Below are 20,456 nucleotides of genomic sequence, written 5' to 3' on the forward strand. Positions count from 1 at the left end.
TTTTGTTATGGGAAGATTTTTATTATTGTTGTTATATAATTTTTATTGTTGTTATTGTTAACGCAGGACAAGTTATACCAAGCTTTTTGCTATGTTGCAAACTTATTAATAAAAAAGTTTAAATGTTATTTTTTGTTGCTTGTTTTTTAAACGTTAAATAAAATCCTTGATCTGCATCTATCAATCTATGTTTTAGCTTCAATGCAATAGAGCACTTGGCGATATGGTGGTACAATCTGCGCAATATATATCAGCTTTAGGATCCTTTACGCTATGAGCGAATTAAAAAACGACCGTTATTTACGTGCACTACAGAAACAACCCGTTGATGTGACTCCGGTATGGATGATGCGCCAAGCTGGCCGTTATTTACCTGAATACCGCGCTACACGTGCACAAGCGGGCGATTTTATGAGCCTGTGTAGAAATGCTGAATTAGCCTGTGAAGTGACTTTACAGCCTCTTCGCCGCTACCCGTTAGATGCCGCTATATTATTTAGTGATATTCTAACTATCCCAGATGCAATGGGCTTAGGCTTATATTTTGAAACCGGTGAAGGTCCTAAGTTTGAACGTCCGATTTCATCATTAGCTGATGTTAAAAAGATTCCAAAGCTTGACCCAACGGATGAGCTTGGCTATGTAATGAACGCTGTAAGTACCATTCGTCGTGAGCTAAAAGGTGAAGTGCCACTAATTGGTTTTTCTGGTTCACCGTGGACTTTAGCCACTTATATGGTTGAAGGTGGAAGCAGTAAAGTATTTGGCAAAATCAAAAAAATGGCGTTTGCAGAGCCGCAAACATTGCATTTATTGCTTGATAAATTAGCTGATTCAGTGATTGATTACCTTAATGCACAAGTAAAAGCAGGTGCCCAGTCACTGATGGTTTTCGATTCATGGGGTGGTGTATTAAGCCCACGTGATTACAACGAGTTTTCATTGCAGTACATGCATAAGATTGTTGATGGTTTAATTCGTGAATATGACGGCCGTAAAGTGCCTGTAACCCTGTTTACTAAAAATGGTGGTCAATGGATAGAAGCAATCGCAGCAACGGGCTGTGACGCAGTAGGCCTTGATTGGACTATCAACATTAGTGATGCTAAACGTCGTGTTGGAGATAAAGTGGCGTTACAAGGTAATATGGACCCATCAATGCTGCACGGTACGCATGATCGCATTCGCCAAGAAGTCGGCACTATTTTAGAAGACTTTGGTACTGGTAATGGTCATGTATTTAACCTAGGTCACGGTATAACACCAGATGTAGACCCTGAAAACGCAGGTGTATTCATTAACGCAGTACACGAGTTAAGTGCACAATATCATAAGTAACCTGAACTCTGGATAATACATCTATCTCCAGCGGCTACTTTCAACGCTAACTGCGTTGAATTTACTTGCAATAGGCTAGCTATTGACGCGTAAATTCGCCTTGTTATCGCTAAAAGTCTCCGGCTGGAGACTAATAAATATATTTGTGATTTAGTATCAATACTTTAGTACATCTCTTAACCAGAGTTCAGGTTAAGTAATAAATAGCTATTTATACTCTTTATTAAAAAGCCCGCTAATGTAGCGGGCTTTTTGTTGTCTTTTAAACCCTTTTAAATGTGAGTTATTTAAATAGGCGGTTTAAACCATTTAACGCAGCAACACGATAGGCTTCAGCCATGGTTGGGTAGTTAAACGTGGTATTTACAAAGTAGTCGATATTATTGCCACCATTTTTTTGTTCCATAATGGCTTGGCCAATGTGAACGATTTCAGAGGCACGTTCACCAAAGCAGTGAACGCCAAGTACTTCTTTAGTTTCAGTATGAAATAATATTTTTAAGCTTCCTACCTCAGTGCCGGCAATCTGTGCACGTGCTAAGTGTTTAAACTGTGCACGGCCGACTTCGTACGGTATTTTAGCCGCAGTAAGTTGTTGCTCGGTTTTACCGACTGAACTCATTTCAGGAATAGTATAAATACCCGCCGGAATATCAATGATCAGCTTTTCATCGCAATTACCACAAGCGATGGCATCAGCTGCAATTCGGCCTTGATCAAATGCAGCACTGGCGAGACTTGGATACCCAATTACATCACCCACTGCGTAAATGTTATCAACCTCGGTTTGGTAGGTTTCATTTACTTTTAATTGCCCACGGCCATCCGCGTTTAAACCCACTGCTTCAAGGTTTAAACCATCGGTGTTACCCGTACGGCCATTGGCAAATAAAATACAATCAGCTTTAACGCGTTTGCCTGATTTTAAATGCATTACTACACAGTCATCACGGGTTTCGATACGGTCAAATTCTTCATTATGACGAATAACAATGCCGCTATTCCAAAAGTGGTAGCTTAATGCGTCTGATATTTCAGCATCCATAAACGCCAATAAGCGATCACGGGTGTTCACTAAATCAACCTTCGCGCCTAAACCTTTAAAAATAGACGCATACTCACAGCCAATTACACCAGCGCCATAAATTAATACGCGATGTGGGTCATGCTCAAGGCCTAAAATTGTATCGCTGTCGTAAATACGCGAGTGATCAAAGTCGACTTCTGGCGGGCGGTAAGGGCGTGAACCAGTTGCAATAACAATGGTCTTTGCTGTTAAACGCTCAGTTGAGCCATCAAGGCGAGTGATTTCAACGGTATTTTTATCAACAAAGCTCGCATCACCTTGAAACAAGTGAATACGATTGCGATCGTAAAAGCTACTACGTAAATTGGATTGCTTTGAAATAACCGAACTTGCATGGCGCAAAATATCAGGGAAGGTTAAGCGGCTTGGTCGCTCGCCCACATTAAATAGTGGGTTGGCTTTATACTCAATATAACGGCTAACAGAGTGACGTAGCGCTTTTGATGGAATAGTGCCCCAATGTACGCAACCGCCTCCAACACCTTCTTGGCGTTCGATCACCGCTACTTTTTTGTTGCTTTTAGATAGGTTCATGGCGGTACCTTCACCGCCAGGACCTGTGCCTATAATAATCGCATCATATTGAAACGATTGTTGTTCTTTCTTTACTTGTTGTTTGGCCACAGCCACTCCTACATTAACTAAAAGAGGCTTTTAATAACCTCGCATTCAGTGCTAGCCATGCTTGCTTTTGTGTTTCCCAAGCGGCTTCTAGCTCATGGTATTGTGTAATTAAAGCTGATTTTTCGCATTGTTGCAGCATGTTATTCTTTTTAACTTCGAGTACCTGTTTTTTTAGGGCACAAAAGTGTTGTAGCTTTTTCAACAATAAATCATATTCTTGCTGCAATAATGTAAGCTTATCTTGCGCTAATGGCAATTTAGCTAAGCGAATTTGCGTTTTGTTCATTAAAGTTTCGGCTTTTGCTTTTTCAATACGCTCTACCGGCGTGCGCTTAAGCTTTTTAGCTAAGCCAACAGTAGCTAAAGAGCGGATCATCCACTTAGTGGGATCATAATGAAACCACCTAATGCCATTGCGATAATCGCTGGCAAAAATATGATGGAAGTTATGATAACCTTCACCGTAAGTAAACAGCGCTAAAAAGCCGTTGTCTCTTGCTGTATTTTTTTCAGTGTAAGGACGAGAACCCCAAATGTGCGCCACTGAATTGATAAAAAAGGTAAAATGCTGACTTAACACTAAACGCAATAATCCTGCTAATAATAGCATACCAAACACATCGCCGACCATGAAACCAAGCGCTAATGGAATACCAATATTAGTAGCAAGTACTAGTTTCATGTAATGACGGTGTTGCCACATCACTACTTTATTACGTTGTAAGTCACGGCAGTTGCTGTAATCATCATAACTGTCACCTTGATAATCGCGCAGCATCCAACCTATGTGGCTATACCAAAAACCATTGGTTGCAGCGTATGGGTCTTTGATTGGGTCATCTACTTGGCCATGATGAATACGGTGATCGCTACTCCAATGCAATGCACTGTTTTGTAATGCAAAGGCCCCACCTAGAGCAAAAAAGGCTTCAATAACAGGGTGTGCATCGTAGGTTTTATGAGCCCATAAACGGTGATAGCCAGCGGTTATCGACATACCGGCGTAAAACATACAGCCGACAAATGCAATCCAGTGCGAGCTGGTAAATCCGTAGGTAATTCCATACCAAGGGACTAAAGTAGCCGCAGCTAAAAAAGTTAGGCTGAAGAACAGGACATTGGTCCAAATAATAGGTGGTTTTTTCATCTTTTAAAATCTGAGCGTACACTTGTAAGCTAAAATAATATTTCATTCTCTCGCCGTCAAGTATTAGACTGACGAATTCACATAAAAGTCATCATAAATTGATTTAAATTAAATCAGGAGTAGTTCATGTCGGGTGTTCGCGCGCAACAGAAACAAAAAACACGACAAGCTTTAATTGAGGCGGCATTTAATCAACTAAGTGCTGATCATAGTTTTTCTAACCTCAGTTTACGTGAAGTTGCTCGTGAGGCTGGTATTGCGCCTACCTCGTTTTATCGTCATTTCAAAGATATGAATGAGTTGGGTTTGACCATGGTAGACGAAGCCGGCCTAACACTTCGCCAATTAATGCGCCAAGCGCGACGTCGTATTGCCAGTGGTGGCAGTATTATTACCACCTCAGTGGTGACCTTTATGGAGTTTATTGATAACTCAAGTAACCAATTTAGGCTATTGTTGCGTGAGCGCTCTGGTACTTCAAAAGCATTTAGAGCCGCCGTAGCCCGAGAAATAAAGCACTTCATTTTAGAGTTGGCCCATTACCTTGAAAGCGAAACCCCATGCGATGCGACGCATGCCTATATTCAGGCTGAAGCTATGGTCACACTGGTGTTTAATGCTGGCGCAGAAGCCCTTGATATAGAAGGTCAGCAACGTGATGAACTGGTAGAGCGAGTAATTTGGCAACTACGTTACATTACTCGCGGCGCAAGTAATTATGTAAGAGAGACCAAAGCTGAAAGTGAATAATTAGCGTAAATGCTTGTAGATTTTTTGTTCCTATTTCTTTATTATTGGCAACTACATTTGTACCTAGTTAATTAAAGCTAAGTAATAAAGAAAGCGAGGATGCACATGCTCACCAAGGACGCGGTGAACTTTCAACATGCCCATATTTTTGATGAAGTAAAAGACGAAGTAATGACACCTGATGTCACATTTACTTATGTCAGGCGTGCTGAATTCTTTTCATTACCAAAAAAACTACAACGGCTTATCCAAGATAATCAGTATGGTGTTATTGATAAACGCCAAGCCGCACGACTTCGTGACGATCCCCGCAGCCAATTTTGGGCAAATGACAAAGCATGGCGAAAAGTCAGCTACAACACCTATAAACATTCTGCGCAAGGCTTAGCTGTTTATCCAAAAGAACCGGTGAATACCACTAAGTTTTCGTCATCCAGTGGAGTAAATACTGCACCTGATTATTTTGCTTCGGAGCATTTTTTAAGTGACTCCCAACAAGCAAACTTTTTAGCAAACCCCGCGCTACTCAATAGCCAATATGGCGAAGGCCAAGCAAACTATATTGCGCAATCAATGCAACAAAATAGCCGTGCATCAAGACCAACCGTTGTTGAAGTTCACTTACCCGCAGTGTGTATATACAAACCCGTTGTGCAAAGCACCGTGTTGTTAAAAGCCTCGCATCAAGTTAGGCAAAACTTTTCAAATCATCTTTTACAAGCCAGCGAAACCGTAGAGCAACTTGCCCAGCAATATACCGGCTATAAAAATGCTAATTTAATTTACGACTACAACTTAGGCTTCAGTAATCGTAAACCGGCTAGATCAGGTACTAGCTTACGTGTGCCAGACGGCTGGAAACTCAATATTGAAGGTTCAAGTAGCAACAGTCGCACTGTGGTTATTAAATGGCAAGGGCCAACTAACGGGCAGGTAACCTTACAACTCGATAAAAAGCGCCCAGATGAAGTATCGTTTTGGCAGCATTATTTTTCTGTAAAACCAGGTGTTTATACCGTGGTTGTTGCTGCCAGTGGTGCAGTAGACACCACCACGTTTACAGTTGAACAGCCGACATTAGCGTATGAAATCGAATTGCTCGACGAAGCCGGCGCACCGCAAGCCAACATGGGTTATAAAATTCGCCTGCGTAATGGCCATGTTATTACCGGGCAACTTGATCAAAATGGCTATACCAATGTCTCAGGCCCCGACTTTGAAAACGCCAAAGTGAGCTTTTTTGAACTCGACAGCGAAGATTGGTCTGTAGGTAAGGTTTAAGGACAAATAATGACCCAACAACACACGGTAGCTCAAGGTGAAACACTATTACGTATAGCTAGGCAATATGGCTACCAAACATCTAAAGCGCTTTACAACCACCCAAGCAATGCAGAGTTTAGAGCATTACGCCCTGACCCAAATTTAATTTATCCGGGCGATAAACTAACTATTCCACCTAAAAAAGAAAAGTTTATGCCACTACGCACTAACAGCCTCAATAGTTTTGTAGTGCAAAATGAACAAGAATATTTTCGCTTAAAAGTAGCTTACGACGATGGCGATGATATTACCGGTAAACGTGTAGTGCTTAATATAGGTGACCAAACTATTGATACCGTTTTAGAAAGTGACGGTCTGATTGAAATTAAGCTAGAACATAGCGATGCGCTAACTGGTAGCGTAGATTTATATCTAAAAGATGGTGAAGCCACACCAAGCAAAAGTTTTACAGTACAAGTAGGCAACCTAGATCCAATCGACACGCTTTCAGGCGTGCAAGGTCGGTGTAATATGTTGGGGTTTAATTGCGGCAAGGTTGATGGCATTAATGGCGCAAAAACCAAAGCCGGGGTGAAGGAATTTCAACAAGCGCAACAACTACAGGTAGACGGCATTGCAGGGCCAGTTACTAAAAGCCGTCTTGTTTATGTTTATGGAGCCTAAGTTATGAGCCAAGCAATGCCCATGGCAGTCAATAAAGTTAACACACTGGTTATAAAAACAAATGTTGGTGCGTTACAAAAAAATATTATAGTTAAAGTGGTTGGTGATGTAGATATAAGAGCGCAGTTGTTTAGCCAAGGTAGTGCGGTTAACTTGGAGCAACAGGGTAATCAACAATACCACTTTAAAAACCTGTCACAACAAGCGCTTTATACCTTAAAAGTAATTATAGCGGGCGAAGCAGAGTTAACCCTTATTAACGAACAAAGCTTTGCAGATTATTTTGACCTGTTAAAGGTTCAGTCATTCAACATTGGTGAAAAAGGCGGGCCGCAATTACTCGAGCATAAAATATTACCAAAAGGCCATATTGAAATAACTTTACTTGCAGAGCCCCCTAGCTTTGGGGTGTTCTTTGATGGCACAGGGAATAACCGCCTTAATGACATACAAGATTCAACCGATGCGAATGAACCAACTAATGTGGTTAAGTTGTTTGAGTTATATCCAGTAAAGGCATTTCAAGATAGGCATTATGAAGAAGGTATTGGTACTAAAGCAAATGAAAGCGATTCAACCTTAGATATGGGCTTGGCGTTTAGTTTTGATGAGCGCATTAAAAAGTCTTTACTCGAAATGGAAGAATATTTGATTCGCAATTTATTTAAAACTATTAAAGTTTGCTTAATAGATGTATTTGGTTTTAGCCGTGGCGCAGCGCAAGCGCGGGCATTTGTTAATCAAGTGAATGCGATTTATAAAAATAACCCACACTATTGGGGCGGTATTAAGCCCGTAATTCGCTTTGTTGGTTTATTTGACAGCGTTGCCTCTATTGGTGGCGATGGTGACAACAACCACAGTGAGTTTTATGCCAATGATGAGCTTGATTACCCCGTTAATTTAAACCTAGCAAGTAGTAGTGCGGGGTTTGTAATGCACTTGGCGGCGTTTGATGAAAAGCGTGATAAATTTCCACTCAGCTCATTACGTACCCGTAATAAGCAGCTCCTTAAAAACCAGCAGGAAATTGAATTACCCGGTGTGCATTCAGACATTGGCGGCGGTTATGGCCCCGTAGAAACAACTATACTATATCCGTGGCAATATATTGCTGGGCAAGCCGGAGAGCCAGAGCATGATAAAGAGTTAGCACAGCTAAAAAAGTCGCTTGAGCAAAAATATTATTGGCCAACCATTAATATTGAATTTAAAGCAAGTAGGCCAAGAGTAAACAGGCAACCAAAACGCATTCGCAATAAACCAGAGGATACAATTTACACAGGTTATAAACCGTATTGGCGGCGTAATTTAAATAATACCTTACCCCACTATAGCCTCGCGCTAATGCACGAAATGGCGGTTAGCCAAGGGGTGCCACTACAAAGCTTAACGGAACTTGCAAACCGTAAACAAGCTGACGGCCAAGCTATACCCTATATTTTACCTAACGAGCTTAAAACACTGGTTGATAGTGCCCGCAGCTTTGGCCCACAAAGTGATGCCTGGCAGGCTTTATATAAAGATTACATCCACCACAGTGTTAAATATTCAGCAACGATTGATGCGATTGCTCATGGCCCTGAAGAAGACGCTGAATTTACCACCAAAAACCAACAGCGCGAGCTTTTTTATAACCAGCCAGAGCAAGCTGAAGCAAGTGTACAATGGCAATCACAATTAATAAATGGATATAGATTATGGACAAGTTCATAAAATTACTCATCACACTCACTTTTACATTATTTGTAATGGGTTGCTCGTCAATAGGTAAAATTGATTACATGGTCGCAGGTGTCGGCACCGAAAATGGTAATGCAATTTGGGGGCGCTCAATAGTATTTGATGATGAGTGGGGGATTCCTTCTGGTGCAATCGAATGCTGTTACGCACAAGCTGGCGGTACTGTAAGTGTTTACGATCAAAAATTCCCAGAAAAAGTCGCGGTTGAATGGTTAGATAAGTCAGAAAATAGAATTTACTTTGGTGAAGTGGCAATAGACAAAAAAGGTTATCAATTAGCTAAAAAATTACCTTCATACACAGCGCATACGGGTAAGGTTTTTAAAGATGTAAAACCTTATTTAATTATTGGTATGGGTGAGACAGGTGAAATCAAAGTTTGGTTATCTAATACCCGTTCAGCGGGATTTACAGGCCGTGTATTACACGAGCTTGGCTCAGGGCAAGCCCAGTGGCGTGAGAATAAATGACCAGTTTTAAACACCTTTTTACAATCAGCCAGAACAAGCTGAAGCAAATGAGCAATGGCAATCACAATTAATTAACGGATATAGGTTATGGACAAAACCTTAAAATTACTTCTTATTAGTCTGTTTGCTGTATTACTAAGCGCCTGTGCAACAACAGGTGAAATAGATTATATGGTTGTATCGGGTTCAACGGATGAAGGTAATGATATATTTGTGACTTTAATTAAGTTTGATGACCAGTGGGATGTACCCGCAGGAACTATGTCTTGTTGTCGAGCCACAGCGGGAGCTATGGTTGGAGTATATGATAGGGTATTCCCAGAAAAAGTAACCGTTGAGTGGTTAGATAAGTCCGAAAATAGAATTTACTTTGGTGAAGTGGCAATAGATAAAAAAGGTTATAAGTTAGCTAAAAATTTACCTACTTATACATGGATAAGCACAGGAGAAATAGAAGAAAATATCAGGCCTTATTTAATTGTTGGCATGGGGGATAGTGGCGAGATAAAAGTATGGTTATCAAATGCACGATCTGATAGAAATAGAACAGGCCGTGTATTACACGAACTAGCCTCAGGGCAAGCACAGTGGCGTGAGAATAAGTAACTAAGCCATTCCTCAAGGGCTGCTTGAACTTAAATGGATATCAATTATGGACAACCTCATAAAATCACTCATCGCATTGACCTTTACATTATTTGTAATAGGTTGCTCGTCAACAGGTAAAATTGATTACATGGTTGCAGGTGTCGGCACCGAAAATGGCAATGCAATTTGGGGGCGCTCTGTGGTATTTGATGATGAATGGGGCATTCCGTCAGGGGCGATTGGGTGCTGCTATGGTGAAACAAGAGCGACAGTAAGTGTTTACGATCAAAAATTCCCAGAAAAAGTCGCGGTTGAATGGTTAGATAAGTCAGAAAATAGAATTTACTTTGGTGAAGTGGCAATAGACAAAAATGGTTATCAATTAGCTAAAAAATTACCTTCATACACAGCGCACACAGGTAAGGTTTTTAAAGATGTAAAACCATATTTAATAGTCGGTATGGGTGAATCAGGTGAGATAAAGGTTTGGGTTTCGAATACGCCATCCGCTGGATTTACAGGTCGTGTATTGCACGAGCTTGGCTCAGGACAAGCACAGTGGCGTGAGAATAAGTAATTAAGCTATTCCTCAAGGGCAGCTTGAACTTAAATGGATAGATTATGGACAACCTCATAAAATCACTCATCGCACTCACTTTTACATTATTTGTAATGGGTTGCTCGTCAACAGGTAAAATTGATTACATGGTTGCAGGTGTCGGCACCGAAAATGGCAATGCAATTTGGGGGCGCTCAATAGTATTTGATGATGAGTGGGGGATCCCTTCCGGTGCAATAGAATGTTGTTACGCACAAGCTGGTGGTACTGTAAGTGTCTACAATCAAAAATTCCCAGAAAAAGTCGCGGTTGAATGGTTAGATAAGTCAGAAAATAGAATTTACTACGGTGAAGTGGCAATAGATAAAAATGGCTATAAATTAGCTAAAAATTTACCTGCTTATACATGGGTAAGTACAGGAGAAGTAGAAGAAAATATCAGGCCTTATTTAATTGTTGGCATGGGCGAAACTGGCGAAATAAAAGTGTGGCTATCAAATACAAGCTCAGGAATGAATAGAACAGGTCGCGTATTACACGAGCTTGGCTCTGGGCAAGCACAATGGCGTGAGAATAAATGACCAGTTTTAAACGCCTTTTTACAATCAGCCAGAATAAGCTGAAAAGAGGAGCAATGGCAGTCACAATTAATTAACGGATATAGATTATAGACAAGCTCATAAAATTACTTATCACACTCGCTTTAATATTATTCGCTGTAGGATGTTCGTCAACAGGTAAAATTGATTATATGGTTGCAGGTGGTGCGACACAAAAGGGCAATGAAATCTGGGTGCAATCAATCACTTTTGATAATAGTTGGGGTTTTCCTATGGGGAGCCTTGGTTGTTGCTGGCAAAGTGCCGGTAAAACAAGTGGTGTTTACGATCAAAAGTTCCCAGAAAAAGTTGCGGTTGAATGGTTAGATAAGTCAGAAAATAGAATTTACTACGGTGAAGTGGCAATAGATAAAAATGGTTATAAATTAGCAAATAAATTACCTCGATTTAGTTACCATACAGGCGAAGTAGAAACTGATATTTACCCATATTTAATAGTCGGTATGGGTGAATCAGGTGAGATAAAGGTTTGGGTTTCGAATACGCCATCCGCTGGATTTACAGGTCGTGTATTACACGAACTAGCCTCAGGGCAAGCACAGTGGCGAGAGAATAAATGACAGGTTTTGATAAAAGCTGGACTTTAGTGATAATAAAAATAGAAAACTTATCTAAGCAGGATCGCTGATAAAGCAAAGTATATTATGATTGATTTATGCTTGAATTGAATTGAAAATCTAACAAATAAACTTTTTATGAAATACCATTCCTTTAATTGCAAGTTTTCATTTGTTTTAAAGGTTATATTATGCTTGCTTGTGTTGTTTTGAAGTGTTAAAAATAGGGCTCACTGAACACACACATTTAGTAAAGATGATGAAAAATACACAGTTAATTACATTAAAACTAAACCTCTTACTGCTAACGTATGTAAGCGGGGATTAGTGTATTTTCATTAGAAAACATTAAAAAACCCCGCAATATGCGGGGTTTTTTTTATCTCGCAACTAGGGCAGCTGAGAATTAAGGGTAGATTATGCAAGATAAAGACAAGGTATGGATTTTCGACACCACATTGCGTGACGGTGAGCAGGCGCTTAAAGCAAGTCTAACTGAAGATGATAAAATCCAACTGGCGCATACTATTAGTCGTCTAAATGTGGATGTGATGGAAGTGGGCTTTCCGGTTTCGAGCCCTGCCGATTTTCGTTCAGTACAACGCATTGCCACTGAAGTGAAAGGGCCTATTATTTGCGGTTTAGCCCGCTCTGTTGCGAAAGACATTGAAGCCTGTGGTGAAGCATTACGCACGGCGCAACAAAGCCGTATTCATACTTTTATCGCTACCAGCCCGCTGCACTTAGAACACAAACTACGTATGAGCTTAGATGACGCTACTGCCATGGCGGTTAAATCAATCAAGCTTGCGCGTAATTATACAGATGATGTGGAGTTTTCATGTGAAGATGCAGGCCGTACGCCGCATTGGGATTTATGTAAAATTGTAGAGCAGGCTATCAATGCGGGTGCATCTACGATTAACTTACCTGATACCGTTGGTTTTGTAACGCCAGACGAATACGCGGCGATGATCCATCATTTAATGAATAATGTGCCAAATATAGATAAAGCACGCTTAAGTGTGCATTGTCATAACGATTTAGGGCTAGCTGTAGCGAACTCTGTTGCGGCAGTTCAAGCCGGTGCACGCCAAATCGAATGTACAATCAATGGTATTGGCGAGCGTGCAGGTAACTGCTCGCTTGAAGAAGTGGCGATGATTATGAAAATGCGCCAAGACCACTTAAAAGTACATACTGATATTCGTAGCGAAGAAATTTACCGCGCTTCTCGCCAAGTGGCTAAAATCTGTAATATGCCAGTGCAACCGAATAAAGCCATTGTTGGTGAAAACGCATTTGCTCATAGTTCAGGTATTCACCAAGACGGTGTCTTAAAAGCGCAAAATACTTATGAAATCATGTCGCCAGAAAGCGTTGGCGTGCCAAATAACCAATTAAATATGACCTCACGTTCGGGTCGTCATGTTATTGAGCATCGTTTAGAAGAGTTAGGTTATCAAAAATCTGATTACGATATGGATAGTTTATACGCAAGCTTTTTAGCGTTAGCTGACCAAAAAGGCACGGTTTACGATTACGACCTTGAAGCGATGATCTACTTTAATCAAATCAATGATAAAGACGAAAAATATCAATTAGAGTTTGTTAACTCAACGTCTAATTCACAGTCGGTAGCAAGCTCAACTATCGGGATGACCATAGCTGGTGAATCTAAACAAGAAGCCGCAACCGGCAATGGACCAGTTGAAGCGTCATTCTTAGCGATTGAGCGCTTAACGGGTATGGCTGTTGAAATGATTGAATTTAATTTAGAAGCCACAGGTGAAGGTGCCAGTTCATTGGGGCAAGTCAATATTATAGCTAAATACGATGGTCGCCCTTATCACGGAGCGGGCATAGCAGCGGATGTGGTTGAAGCGTCAGTACGCGCCATGATCCGTGTTTATAACTTAATTTATCGTGCACAAAAAGTGTCTGATTTAAAACAACAAAGGAAAGCAGGATGAGTCAAACAAATTACAGCGTTGCGGTATTAGCAGGCGACGGTATCGGCCCTGAAGTAATGGCAGCAGCAGAAAGCGTACTTGATGCAGTAAGTAACAAGTTTGGCTTTACCATGACTCGTCATCCTCACGCTATTGGCGGTGCAGCAATTGATGAGTTTGGCAAAGCATTACCAGATACAACGCTTGCAGCGTGTGAAAAGGCCGATGCGATTTTATTTGGCTCAGTAGGTGGCCCAAAATGGGAGCACTTACCTGCTGATGAACAACCAGAACGTGCCTCTTTACTCCCACTGCGTAAGCACTTTGGGTTGTTTTGTAATTTACGCCCAGCCCAGCTATTGCCAGCATTAAGTGCAGCTTCACCACTACGTGCAGATATTAGTGAGCGTGGTTTTGATATTTTATGTGTGCGTGAGCTAACAGGTGGTATCTACTTTGGAGATAAAGGCCGTACAGGTGAAGGTGCCGATGAAGCTGCATTTGATACACAAACTTATTCGCGCAAAGAAATAGAACGCATTGCTCGTTTTGCTTTTGAAGCGGCAAAACTACGCAACAACCATGTAACGTCGGTTGATAAAGCGAACGTATTAGCATCAAGCGTGTTATGGCGTGAAGTGGTAACGGATGTCAGCAAAGACTACCCAGAGGTCAGCCTAGATTATATTTATGTTGATAACGCAGCAATGCAATTGGTTAAGCAACCAAGTCAGTTTGATGTATTACTTTGTGATAACTTGTTTGGTGATATTTTGTCTGATGAATGCGCGATGATCACAGGTTCTATGGGGCTATTACCTTCAGCGAGTTTGAATCAATCGGGTTTTGGTATGTATGAACCTGCTGGTGGCTCAGCCCCAGATATTGCAGGCAAAGGCATTGCTAACCCAATCGCACAAATTTTAAGTGCGGCGCTGATGTTGCGTTATTCGCTAGGTCAAGACGAAGCGGCGCGCAGTATTGAAAAAGCAGTAGCAGAAGCCGTGGAAGCGGGTGTAGGCACACCAGATATTTATCCAAATGGTGGATACACTACAAGTGATGTTGCAGCAGCAATCGTTTCACGCATCTAAATATTTTTATAGCCGAAGCACCGTTATGTTTCGGCTCAAAACAGCATTAGGGAATTAGCAAGTGGCCCAAACTTTATACGACAAAATCTGGCAAGCACACGTAGTTGCCAGTATTAATGAGCAAACTGACTTACTTTATATTGACCGTCATTTAGTGCACGAAGTAACCTCGCCGCAAGCGTTTGCAGGCCTTCGTGAAAAAAATCGTAAAGTACGCTGCCCAGAAAAAACCATCGCGACTATGGATCATAATGTATCGACTAAAAGCCGATCACTTGATGCCGCCAGTGAAGTATCAAAGAACCAATTAATGGCGCTTGATGCAAACTGTAAAGAATTTGGTATTACGCTTTACGATCTAAACTCAATTAATCAAGGCATTGTGCATGTAATGGGACCTGAGCAAGGTATTACCTTACCGGGCACTACCATAGTGTGTGGCGATAGTCATACCTCAACGCACGGTGCATTTGGTGCACTTGCTCACGGCATTGGTACCTCTGAGGTTGAACATGTTCTTGCGACGCAAACGCTACAGCAGAAAAAAGCCAAGTCATTAAAAATTCAAATCAATGGTGTTTTACGTCCTACAGTGACAGCCAAAGATTTAATAATGGCGGTGATTGGCAAGCTAGGTACAGCCGGTGGTACAGGCTATGTAGCAGAGTTTTGTGGCGAAGGTATTGAGGCGTTATCAATGGAAGCACGTATGACGCTGTGTAACATGAGTATTGAAATGGGCGCGAAAGCCGGTTTAATAGCCTCTGACCAAATTACGTATGATTACTTAAAAGGCCGCCCGTTTGCACCCAAAGGCGCTGATTTTGATGCAGCCGTTGCTTACTGGGAAACGTTAAAAACTGACGAAGGCGCGCAGTTTGATTTAGTTGTTGAATTAGAAGCGAGCAGCATCCAGCCACAAATTACTTGGGGCACAAGCCCTGAACAAGTAATTGGTGTAGATGAATTTATTCCTGATCCTGATAAAGAGCCTGATTTAATCAAAGCAGATGCAATTCGTAGCGCGCTTAAATACATGGACTTAAAAGCGGGGGAAAAGCTGTCATCAGCAAGCGTTGATACCGTATTTATTGGCTCATGTACTAACAGTCGGATTGAAGATTTACGTGCTGCTGCTCATATTGTGCAAGGTAAGCAAGTTGCTGCTGGCGTTGAAGCGTTAATTGTACCGGGCTCAGGCTTGGTGAAAAAACAAGCGGAAGACGAAGGCTTAGCCGATATTTTTAAAGCCGCAGGCTTTGAATGGCGCGAGCCGGGTTGTTCAATGTGCTTAGCAATGAACGACGATCGTTTAGGCGCAGGAAAGCGTTGTGCATCTACGTCTAACCGTAACTTTGAAGGCCGTCAAGGCCGCGGCGGACGTACACATTTAGTAAGCCCAGCAATGGCCGCAGCGGCAGCAATACATGGTCGTTTTGTTGATATTAGAGGAGAAGCTTAATGAGCACTTATTTTAGCGGCTTAATGGCCCCACTAGATAAAAACAATGTTGATACAGACCAAATTATTCCTAAGCAGTTCTTAACATCAACTAGCCGTGATGGCTTTGATGCAGCCTTGTTTTACGATTGGCGCTATTTAGATAACGGCGAGCCAAACCCAGAGTTTATTTTAAATCGCCCTTGTTACCAAGGTGCGCAAATATTGCTAACTCGCGATAACTTTGGCTGTGGCTCATCACGTGAGCATGCACCTTGGGCACTTAAACAATACGGTTTTGAAGTGATTTTGGCTGAAAGCTTTGCTGATATTTTCTTTAATAACTGCGGTAATAACCAAATGCTTGCGATTGCATTATCAGCGCAAACATTGGAAGATTTATTTGTACTGAGTGAACAACATGACGATATTCATATCGACATCGATCTTGAAAATCAAACGTTGACCAGTAACAAGTTTGCACCAATTAGCTTTGATATTCGTAAAGACGTAAAAGAGCGTTTATTAAGTGGTTTAGATTTTATCGGCGTAACCGAAACGCTAAATCCGCAAATCGACGCCTTTGAAGCAAAGCTTAACGCTGAGCGTCCTTGGCAGTAGTGGTTTAAAAGTGATTAAATAATGAAACGCGGCTCAGGCCGCGTTTTTTTATGGTTAATATATATAAGCAATCGTCAAACCTAGTACTGTAAGTGCAAAGCAAATAGTCATATTAATAGTTTTAAGCTTTTTAAATTGACTAATTTTTGGGTCATCTAGGGTTGAGAAAAAGCCATTTTTGAGTGATTCATTAAAATTAGCTGCCACTGCACAGTGTGAAGTATCGCCTAGTGTATTTTGCGCTAATTGCTCCCACTGAGTTGGATGTGTCTGCGCTAAGTGTGTAAGTAAGGCGTTATATTTTCGATTTTGTATAATAAATAGTGCACAAATTAAAATGAACGACAGCAATGGGTAACTTCCCATCATTCCTTCCTTATTTTTGTTTATCTTTTATTAATCGAACATAAGTTGTTTTTCATTTAAGTTCAACAGTGATGGCCGCTTTTGTTTTATTTTTAGACTCGCTAACTTTTATCTCACCTACTTATAGCTGAACTGCCATTCACCGCGATTACTTCCTTTGTCTTTAGTAACAAGCTAAGGTGGGCTTTTTATCTATTAGGAACATGCTATGAAGTTATTTACTGCTGCAACCTTATTTTTGGCATCAACTGCTGTGTTTGCACGCCCAGCACCGTTAGTGTCTATCCCTAGCCATGATGGCTTTTTTGATAATATTGCCGCCCATTGTGGTAAAGCTTACGAAGGAACTGTAACAGTTGATAATGCTGCTGGTCCTAGTTCGTTTGCGGGTAAAAAATTAGTCATGCATGTTCGTAAATGCACTGGTAGTGAACTACAAGTGCCATTTCACGTTGGCGATGATGCCTCACGTACGTGGATAATTACAAAAACAGGCAGTGGCTTGAGCTTAAAGCACGATCATCGCCATAAAGATGGCTCTGATGATGTATCTACTATGTACGGTGGTCATACGATTGATGCGGGTTTTGAGAGCGTGCAGTCTTTCCCTGCGGATCAATATTCAAAAGAATTATTTGTTAACCAAGGTATTCCACAATCAATGGGTAATACATGGCAAATGTATATTTACCCTGAAAAGTTTACTTACCGCTTGATTCGCCAAGGCCGTGAATTCCGTGTTGATTTTGATTTAACTAAACCAATTACTCCACCTGCTGCACCTTGGGGTTATAAAGATTAAAAGCAAAGACTAGTCTTTTGTGGGCTCAGTCTCACATTGCAGTAATACAGTTAAAGGTGGCTGATATTTACGAGGTTTGGTCGGGAAACGGTCATATTCTTGTACGCCGTCAGTCACTTTTAACATAAAGGTATTGCCACGACATAGACGGTTAGCATGACGAAGTAAAAACACGCTTTGGTTTTTAAAATGCTGATAGTCGTCAGATTGAATTTCTAAGTGGTAGTTATTATCGTCAATTTGAGTTTGGTAGTAATGCACTTTTTCGTCAAAGTCGTAGAGCTTTTCGGTTTCTCCTTTTTCTGCATAGGCAGTATTACACCCCGCTAATATCATAAGAATAAAGATACTTGTGAGGTTTTTGCTCCATTTTCCTGTCATAAACCTTGTACTCCATTATTGTATTGCGCACGCGATTTAACTACAGTGGTGCTTCAGCTATGAGTTAAGTCTAACACCCCAAAAGGGAAAATGTGATGTTCAAACAAATAAAACAGCTATTTTCAACTTTTAATGATCAGCCAAATCAGATGCAAGAGCATGATCTGAAAACAGCGGTCGCGGCATTATTAATTGAGGTTATGCGTGCAGATACCCAGCAGCAAGATGATGAGCTTAAAACGTTAACCTTCACACTTAAAAAGTATTTTCAGTTAACGGATGAAGAAGTTGACGAGCTGATGCAAAGTGCAGGTAAAAGTTTAGATGAAGCCATCGATTACTTTCAATTTTCTAAGCAAATCAATAATCAGTGCAGTGCACGGCAGCGTATTGAAATTATAGAATTACTTTGGAGGTTGGCTTATGCCGATGGTGAGCTTGACCCGCAAGAAGAATATGTAATACGTCGTGTTGCTAACTTACTTTACGTAACTCATGAAGACTTTATCGCCGCTAAACTAGCCGCGACAAAGCTTTCTTAAAGGATTTACTTATTTAGTTTACTGGCAACGCTTACAAGTTGTTGCACCAAGCCTGCTACTTTGTCAGCGGTAACAGGGTCGCTAATGCGGCCAGTTTCATCAAGTACAGTATGAATAGCAGGCACCGCTAGTTGATCAGCTAACACTAAGCTACCAATACCCGATAAAATATCGCGTACGTGATTCAAACCACGTAACCCACCTAAACCACCCGGTGAAGAGGCATATAACGCTGTCACCTTGTTACGAAATGCAGGGACTGCACCTTGCTCTGTGCGTGATGCCCAGTCAATCGCATTTTTAAGTACCGCAGTGATAGAACCGTTATATTCAGGGCTAGCAAGTAAAATACCATCAGCTGCGCGAAGCTTGTTTTTTAAAAGCTGTGCTCCTGCTGGAGTACCTTGTGCTTCAATGTCTTCATCAAATAGTGGTAAGTTTAAATCTGCAAGTTTGATCACTTCAACTTCTGCGCCGCTTTCTAATGCAAAGCGAGCTGCTTCGTTGATCAATTTTTGATTGAAGCTATCTTTACGTAAGCTGCCTGCTAAGGCAATAATTTTTGGTGCAGTCATGGTGTTCGCCTTAATTAATTTAGTTTGTCTGTCTGTTAGTTACTTTAGCAAATATTTACTTGCAGAAAAGCCAAATAAACGCAAAACTTATGTGCATATACGCACAATTAAAAGTTAAGGGCGAGTATGGCGATTCAATTTGATGACTGGCAAGATGTAAAGGTAGCTTATGAAGTAGCGCGACTGGGCACACTCACAGCCGCGGCTGAAAAACTCAACGTGCACCACAGTACGGTACTTAGGCGTATTAATAATTTAGAGCAAAGCTTAAATGCACGTTTATTTCATCGTCATGCTCGCGGTTATAAAGTGACAGAGATCGGCGCTAAGTTATTTACAACAGCGCAATCTATCAACAGCGAACTTGAGCGGCTACATAACGATATAATTGCTGCTGACAGCACCTTGCGCGGCAGTTTATTGCTTACCACAGTGAGTGGTTTTATTGATGTATTAAGTGATGTGTGTGAGCAGTTTCAAAGCTTACACCCGCAAGTGCAATTAGAAGTGATACTTGACCAAAAACGTTTGCGGCTGGATCATGGGCAAGCGCATATTGCAGTACGTGCAGGCCCGCGTCCAGATGAAGGTGACTATATTGCTCAGCACTTAGCGCATTTATCATCAGGCTTTTATGCGTCTAAGCGCTACATAACCAAACATGGATTGCCTAAATCATTAAAGCAGCTTGAATTACATAATTTTGTTTCGGGGGTTGCAGGCTACAATGGCAAAGTACCTTACTTTGCGTGGGTTGATCAGCATATTCCAGCTGCGCAAGTGAAACTAAGAGTATCAGAAACCTCCGAAGCAACACGAGCAATTGTGAAAGGGTTGGGTATTGGCGGCTTACAGCATGATGTTGCGGCACAATACCCAGATTTAGTGCCGGTATTAGCTAGTGAGTTAAGTTGGCCTACAGATTTATGGCTTGTAACGCATCACTTAGTTCACAGAACGGCGAAAGTGCAAGCGTTTAGTCAGTTACTAAAAGCGTATTTCAAAGAGCGTAAATTAGGCTGATGTGGCATTGCAAAAATTTAGGTGATGCGATGCTGTCAGGCATCGAACTTGATAAAATAAAACAACAAGCTAAAGCTGATGCGCCGTTGTTTGTGCGTTATGTCGCAAAACATGGTTTGCATTGTGAAGTGATTGTTTATTTTCCACCAGCGGCAAGTGAGCTGGCTAAACAGTGTTTAGCCAGTCCGTGCTTAGCGCCTGAACAGCAAGATTTAACGGCACTTTAAATA

23 protein-coding genes are annotated in these 20,456 nt (G+C 41.3%); 18 read left to right on the forward strand and 5 right to left on the reverse strand.

All coding sequences use genetic code 11. The features are described 5' to 3' along the window. The first annotated feature begins 273 nt into the window (after positions 1–273). Positions 274–1,338 (forward strand): uroporphyrinogen decarboxylase, encoded by a 1,065-nt coding sequence (gene hemE / locus AAEU30_RS08390; protein ID WP_087532619.1) that lies wholly within the window; start codon positions 274–276, stop codon positions 1,336–1,338. Between the two features lie 283 nt (positions 1,339–1,621). Here the strand turns inward: hemE and sthA are convergent, their stop codons facing one another. Further along, the gene (sthA, locus tag AAEU30_RS08395; RefSeq protein WP_087532618.1) at positions 1,622–3,049 is read right to left on the reverse strand and encodes a Si-specific NAD(P)(+) transhydrogenase; all 1,428 of its coding nucleotides are present in this window, start codon (positions 3,047–3,049) and stop codon (positions 1,622–1,624) included. A 13-nt stretch (positions 3,050–3,062) separates the two neighbouring features. After that, the gene (locus AAEU30_RS08400) at positions 3,063–4,196 is read right to left on the reverse strand and encodes an acyl-CoA desaturase (RefSeq protein ID WP_421960128.1); all 1,134 of its coding nucleotides are present in this window, start codon (positions 4,194–4,196) and stop codon (positions 3,063–3,065) included. A gap of 126 nt (positions 4,197–4,322) precedes the next feature. Between AAEU30_RS08400 and fabR the strand changes: the two genes are divergently transcribed. The 13 genes from fabR to leuD all read left to right on the forward strand — a co-directional run bounded on the left by fabR (position 4,323) and on the right by leuD (position 16,537). Further along, positions 4,323–4,946, forward strand: a complete 624-nt coding sequence (gene fabR / locus AAEU30_RS08405; RefSeq protein WP_087532616.1) for an HTH-type transcriptional repressor FabR — start codon at positions 4,323–4,325, stop codon at positions 4,944–4,946. Between the two features lie 105 nt (positions 4,947–5,051). Beyond that, positions 5,052–6,227: a hypothetical protein gene (locus AAEU30_RS08410; protein ID WP_421960129.1), complete on the forward strand. Its 1,176-nt coding sequence runs from the start codon at positions 5,052–5,054 to the stop codon at positions 6,225–6,227. A gap of 9 nt (positions 6,228–6,236) precedes the next feature. After that, positions 6,237–6,893 (forward strand): PGRP and LysM peptidoglycan-binding domain-containing protein, encoded by a 657-nt coding sequence (locus tag AAEU30_RS08415; RefSeq protein ID WP_421960130.1) that lies wholly within the window; start codon positions 6,237–6,239, stop codon positions 6,891–6,893. Between the two features lie 3 nt (positions 6,894–6,896). Then, positions 6,897–8,609, forward strand: a complete 1,713-nt coding sequence (locus AAEU30_RS08420; RefSeq protein ID WP_421960131.1) for a T6SS phospholipase effector Tle1-like catalytic domain-containing protein — start codon at positions 6,897–6,899, stop codon at positions 8,607–8,609. Continuing rightward, the gene (locus AAEU30_RS08425; RefSeq protein ID WP_421960132.1) at positions 8,594–9,106 is read left to right on the forward strand and encodes a DUF2931 family protein; all 513 of its coding nucleotides are present in this window, start codon (positions 8,594–8,596) and stop codon (positions 9,104–9,106) included. The genes AAEU30_RS08420 and AAEU30_RS08425 overlap by 16 nt, the downstream gene beginning before the upstream one ends. Positions 9,107–9,193: 87 nt before the next feature. Beyond that, entirely contained in the window at positions 9,194–9,712 is a 519-nt protein-coding gene (locus tag AAEU30_RS08430; protein WP_421960133.1) for a DUF2931 family protein, read from the forward strand. 46 nt (positions 9,713–9,758) lie between these two features. Continuing rightward, positions 9,759–10,271, forward strand: a complete 513-nt coding sequence (locus AAEU30_RS08435) for a DUF2931 family protein (protein ID WP_421960134.1) — start codon at positions 9,759–9,761, stop codon at positions 10,269–10,271. A gap of 44 nt (positions 10,272–10,315) precedes the next feature. Continuing rightward, positions 10,316–10,834: a DUF2931 family protein gene (locus AAEU30_RS08440; protein ID WP_421960135.1), complete on the forward strand. Its 519-nt coding sequence runs from the start codon at positions 10,316–10,318 to the stop codon at positions 10,832–10,834. A gap of 170 nt (positions 10,835–11,004) precedes the next feature. After that, the gene (locus tag AAEU30_RS08445) at positions 11,005–11,433 is read left to right on the forward strand and encodes a DUF2931 family protein (RefSeq protein ID WP_421960136.1); all 429 of its coding nucleotides are present in this window, start codon (positions 11,005–11,007) and stop codon (positions 11,431–11,433) included. Between the two features lie 416 nt (positions 11,434–11,849). Next, positions 11,850–13,403 (forward strand): 2-isopropylmalate synthase, encoded by a 1,554-nt coding sequence (leuA, locus tag AAEU30_RS08450; RefSeq protein ID WP_421960137.1) that lies wholly within the window; start codon positions 11,850–11,852, stop codon positions 13,401–13,403. Beyond that, the gene (gene leuB, locus AAEU30_RS08455; protein WP_421960138.1) at positions 13,400–14,476 is read left to right on the forward strand and encodes a 3-isopropylmalate dehydrogenase; all 1,077 of its coding nucleotides are present in this window, start codon (positions 13,400–13,402) and stop codon (positions 14,474–14,476) included. Before leuA ends, leuB begins: the two co-directional genes overlap by 4 nt. 61 nt (positions 14,477–14,537) lie before the next feature. Next, a complete protein-coding gene (leuC, locus tag AAEU30_RS08460) occupies positions 14,538–15,938 on the forward strand; it encodes a 3-isopropylmalate dehydratase large subunit (RefSeq protein ID WP_421960139.1) in 1,401 nt (466 codons plus the stop codon). Then, complete coding sequence (gene leuD, locus AAEU30_RS08465) at positions 15,938–16,537, forward strand: 3-isopropylmalate dehydratase small subunit (RefSeq protein WP_421960140.1); 600 nt, start codon at positions 15,938–15,940, stop codon at positions 16,535–16,537. Before leuC ends, leuD begins: the two co-directional genes overlap by 1 nt. A 54-nt stretch (positions 16,538–16,591) precedes the next feature. On the opposite strand, the gene AAEU30_RS08470 is transcribed toward leuD, so the two are convergent. Beyond that, positions 16,592–16,906, reverse strand: coding sequence for a hypothetical protein (locus AAEU30_RS08470; RefSeq protein ID WP_290209804.1), 315 nt, complete (start codon positions 16,904–16,906; stop codon positions 16,592–16,594). A 205-nt stretch (positions 16,907–17,111) separates the two neighbouring features. Here AAEU30_RS08470 and AAEU30_RS08475 point away from each other — a divergent pair, with 205 nt between their 5' ends. Further along, on the forward strand, positions 17,112–17,705 hold the full coding sequence (locus AAEU30_RS08475; RefSeq protein WP_421960141.1) for a hypothetical protein: 594 nt from the start codon (positions 17,112–17,114) through the stop codon (positions 17,703–17,705). Between the two features lie 9 nt (positions 17,706–17,714). On the opposite strand, the gene AAEU30_RS08480 is transcribed toward AAEU30_RS08475, so the two are convergent. Next, the gene (locus AAEU30_RS08480) at positions 17,715–18,041 is read right to left on the reverse strand and encodes a hypothetical protein (RefSeq protein ID WP_421960241.1); all 327 of its coding nucleotides are present in this window, start codon (positions 18,039–18,041) and stop codon (positions 17,715–17,717) included. Positions 18,042–18,181: 140 nt separating this feature from the next. Here AAEU30_RS08480 and AAEU30_RS08485 point away from each other — a divergent pair, with 140 nt between their 5' ends. Further along, positions 18,182–18,628, forward strand: a complete 447-nt coding sequence (locus AAEU30_RS08485; protein ID WP_421960142.1) for a tellurite resistance TerB family protein — start codon at positions 18,182–18,184, stop codon at positions 18,626–18,628. Between the two features lie 5 nt (positions 18,629–18,633). Here the strand turns inward: AAEU30_RS08485 and AAEU30_RS08490 are convergent, their stop codons facing one another. Further along, entirely contained in the window at positions 18,634–19,203 is a 570-nt protein-coding gene (locus AAEU30_RS08490; protein ID WP_421960143.1) for an NADPH-dependent FMN reductase, read from the reverse strand. Positions 19,204–19,329: 126 nt separating this feature from the next. Here AAEU30_RS08490 and AAEU30_RS08495 point away from each other — a divergent pair, with 126 nt between their 5' ends. Both AAEU30_RS08495 and AAEU30_RS08500 read left to right on the forward strand, forming a co-directional pair. Further along, positions 19,330–20,226 (forward strand): LysR family transcriptional regulator, encoded by an 897-nt coding sequence (locus AAEU30_RS08495; protein ID WP_421960144.1) that lies wholly within the window; start codon positions 19,330–19,332, stop codon positions 20,224–20,226. Next, positions 20,226–20,453 carry a hypothetical protein gene (locus tag AAEU30_RS08500; RefSeq protein WP_421960145.1) on the forward strand — a complete coding sequence of 76 codons (228 nt, stop codon included), beginning with the start codon at positions 20,226–20,228 and terminating at the stop codon, positions 20,451–20,453. Before AAEU30_RS08495 ends, AAEU30_RS08500 begins: the two co-directional genes overlap by 1 nt. The last annotated feature ends 3 nt before the right edge of the window (positions 20,454–20,456 follow it).

This window comes from Pseudoalteromonas mucoides, assembly GCF_049257175.1.
Taxonomy (GTDB): domain Bacteria; phylum Pseudomonadota; class Gammaproteobacteria; order Enterobacterales; family Alteromonadaceae; genus Pseudoalteromonas.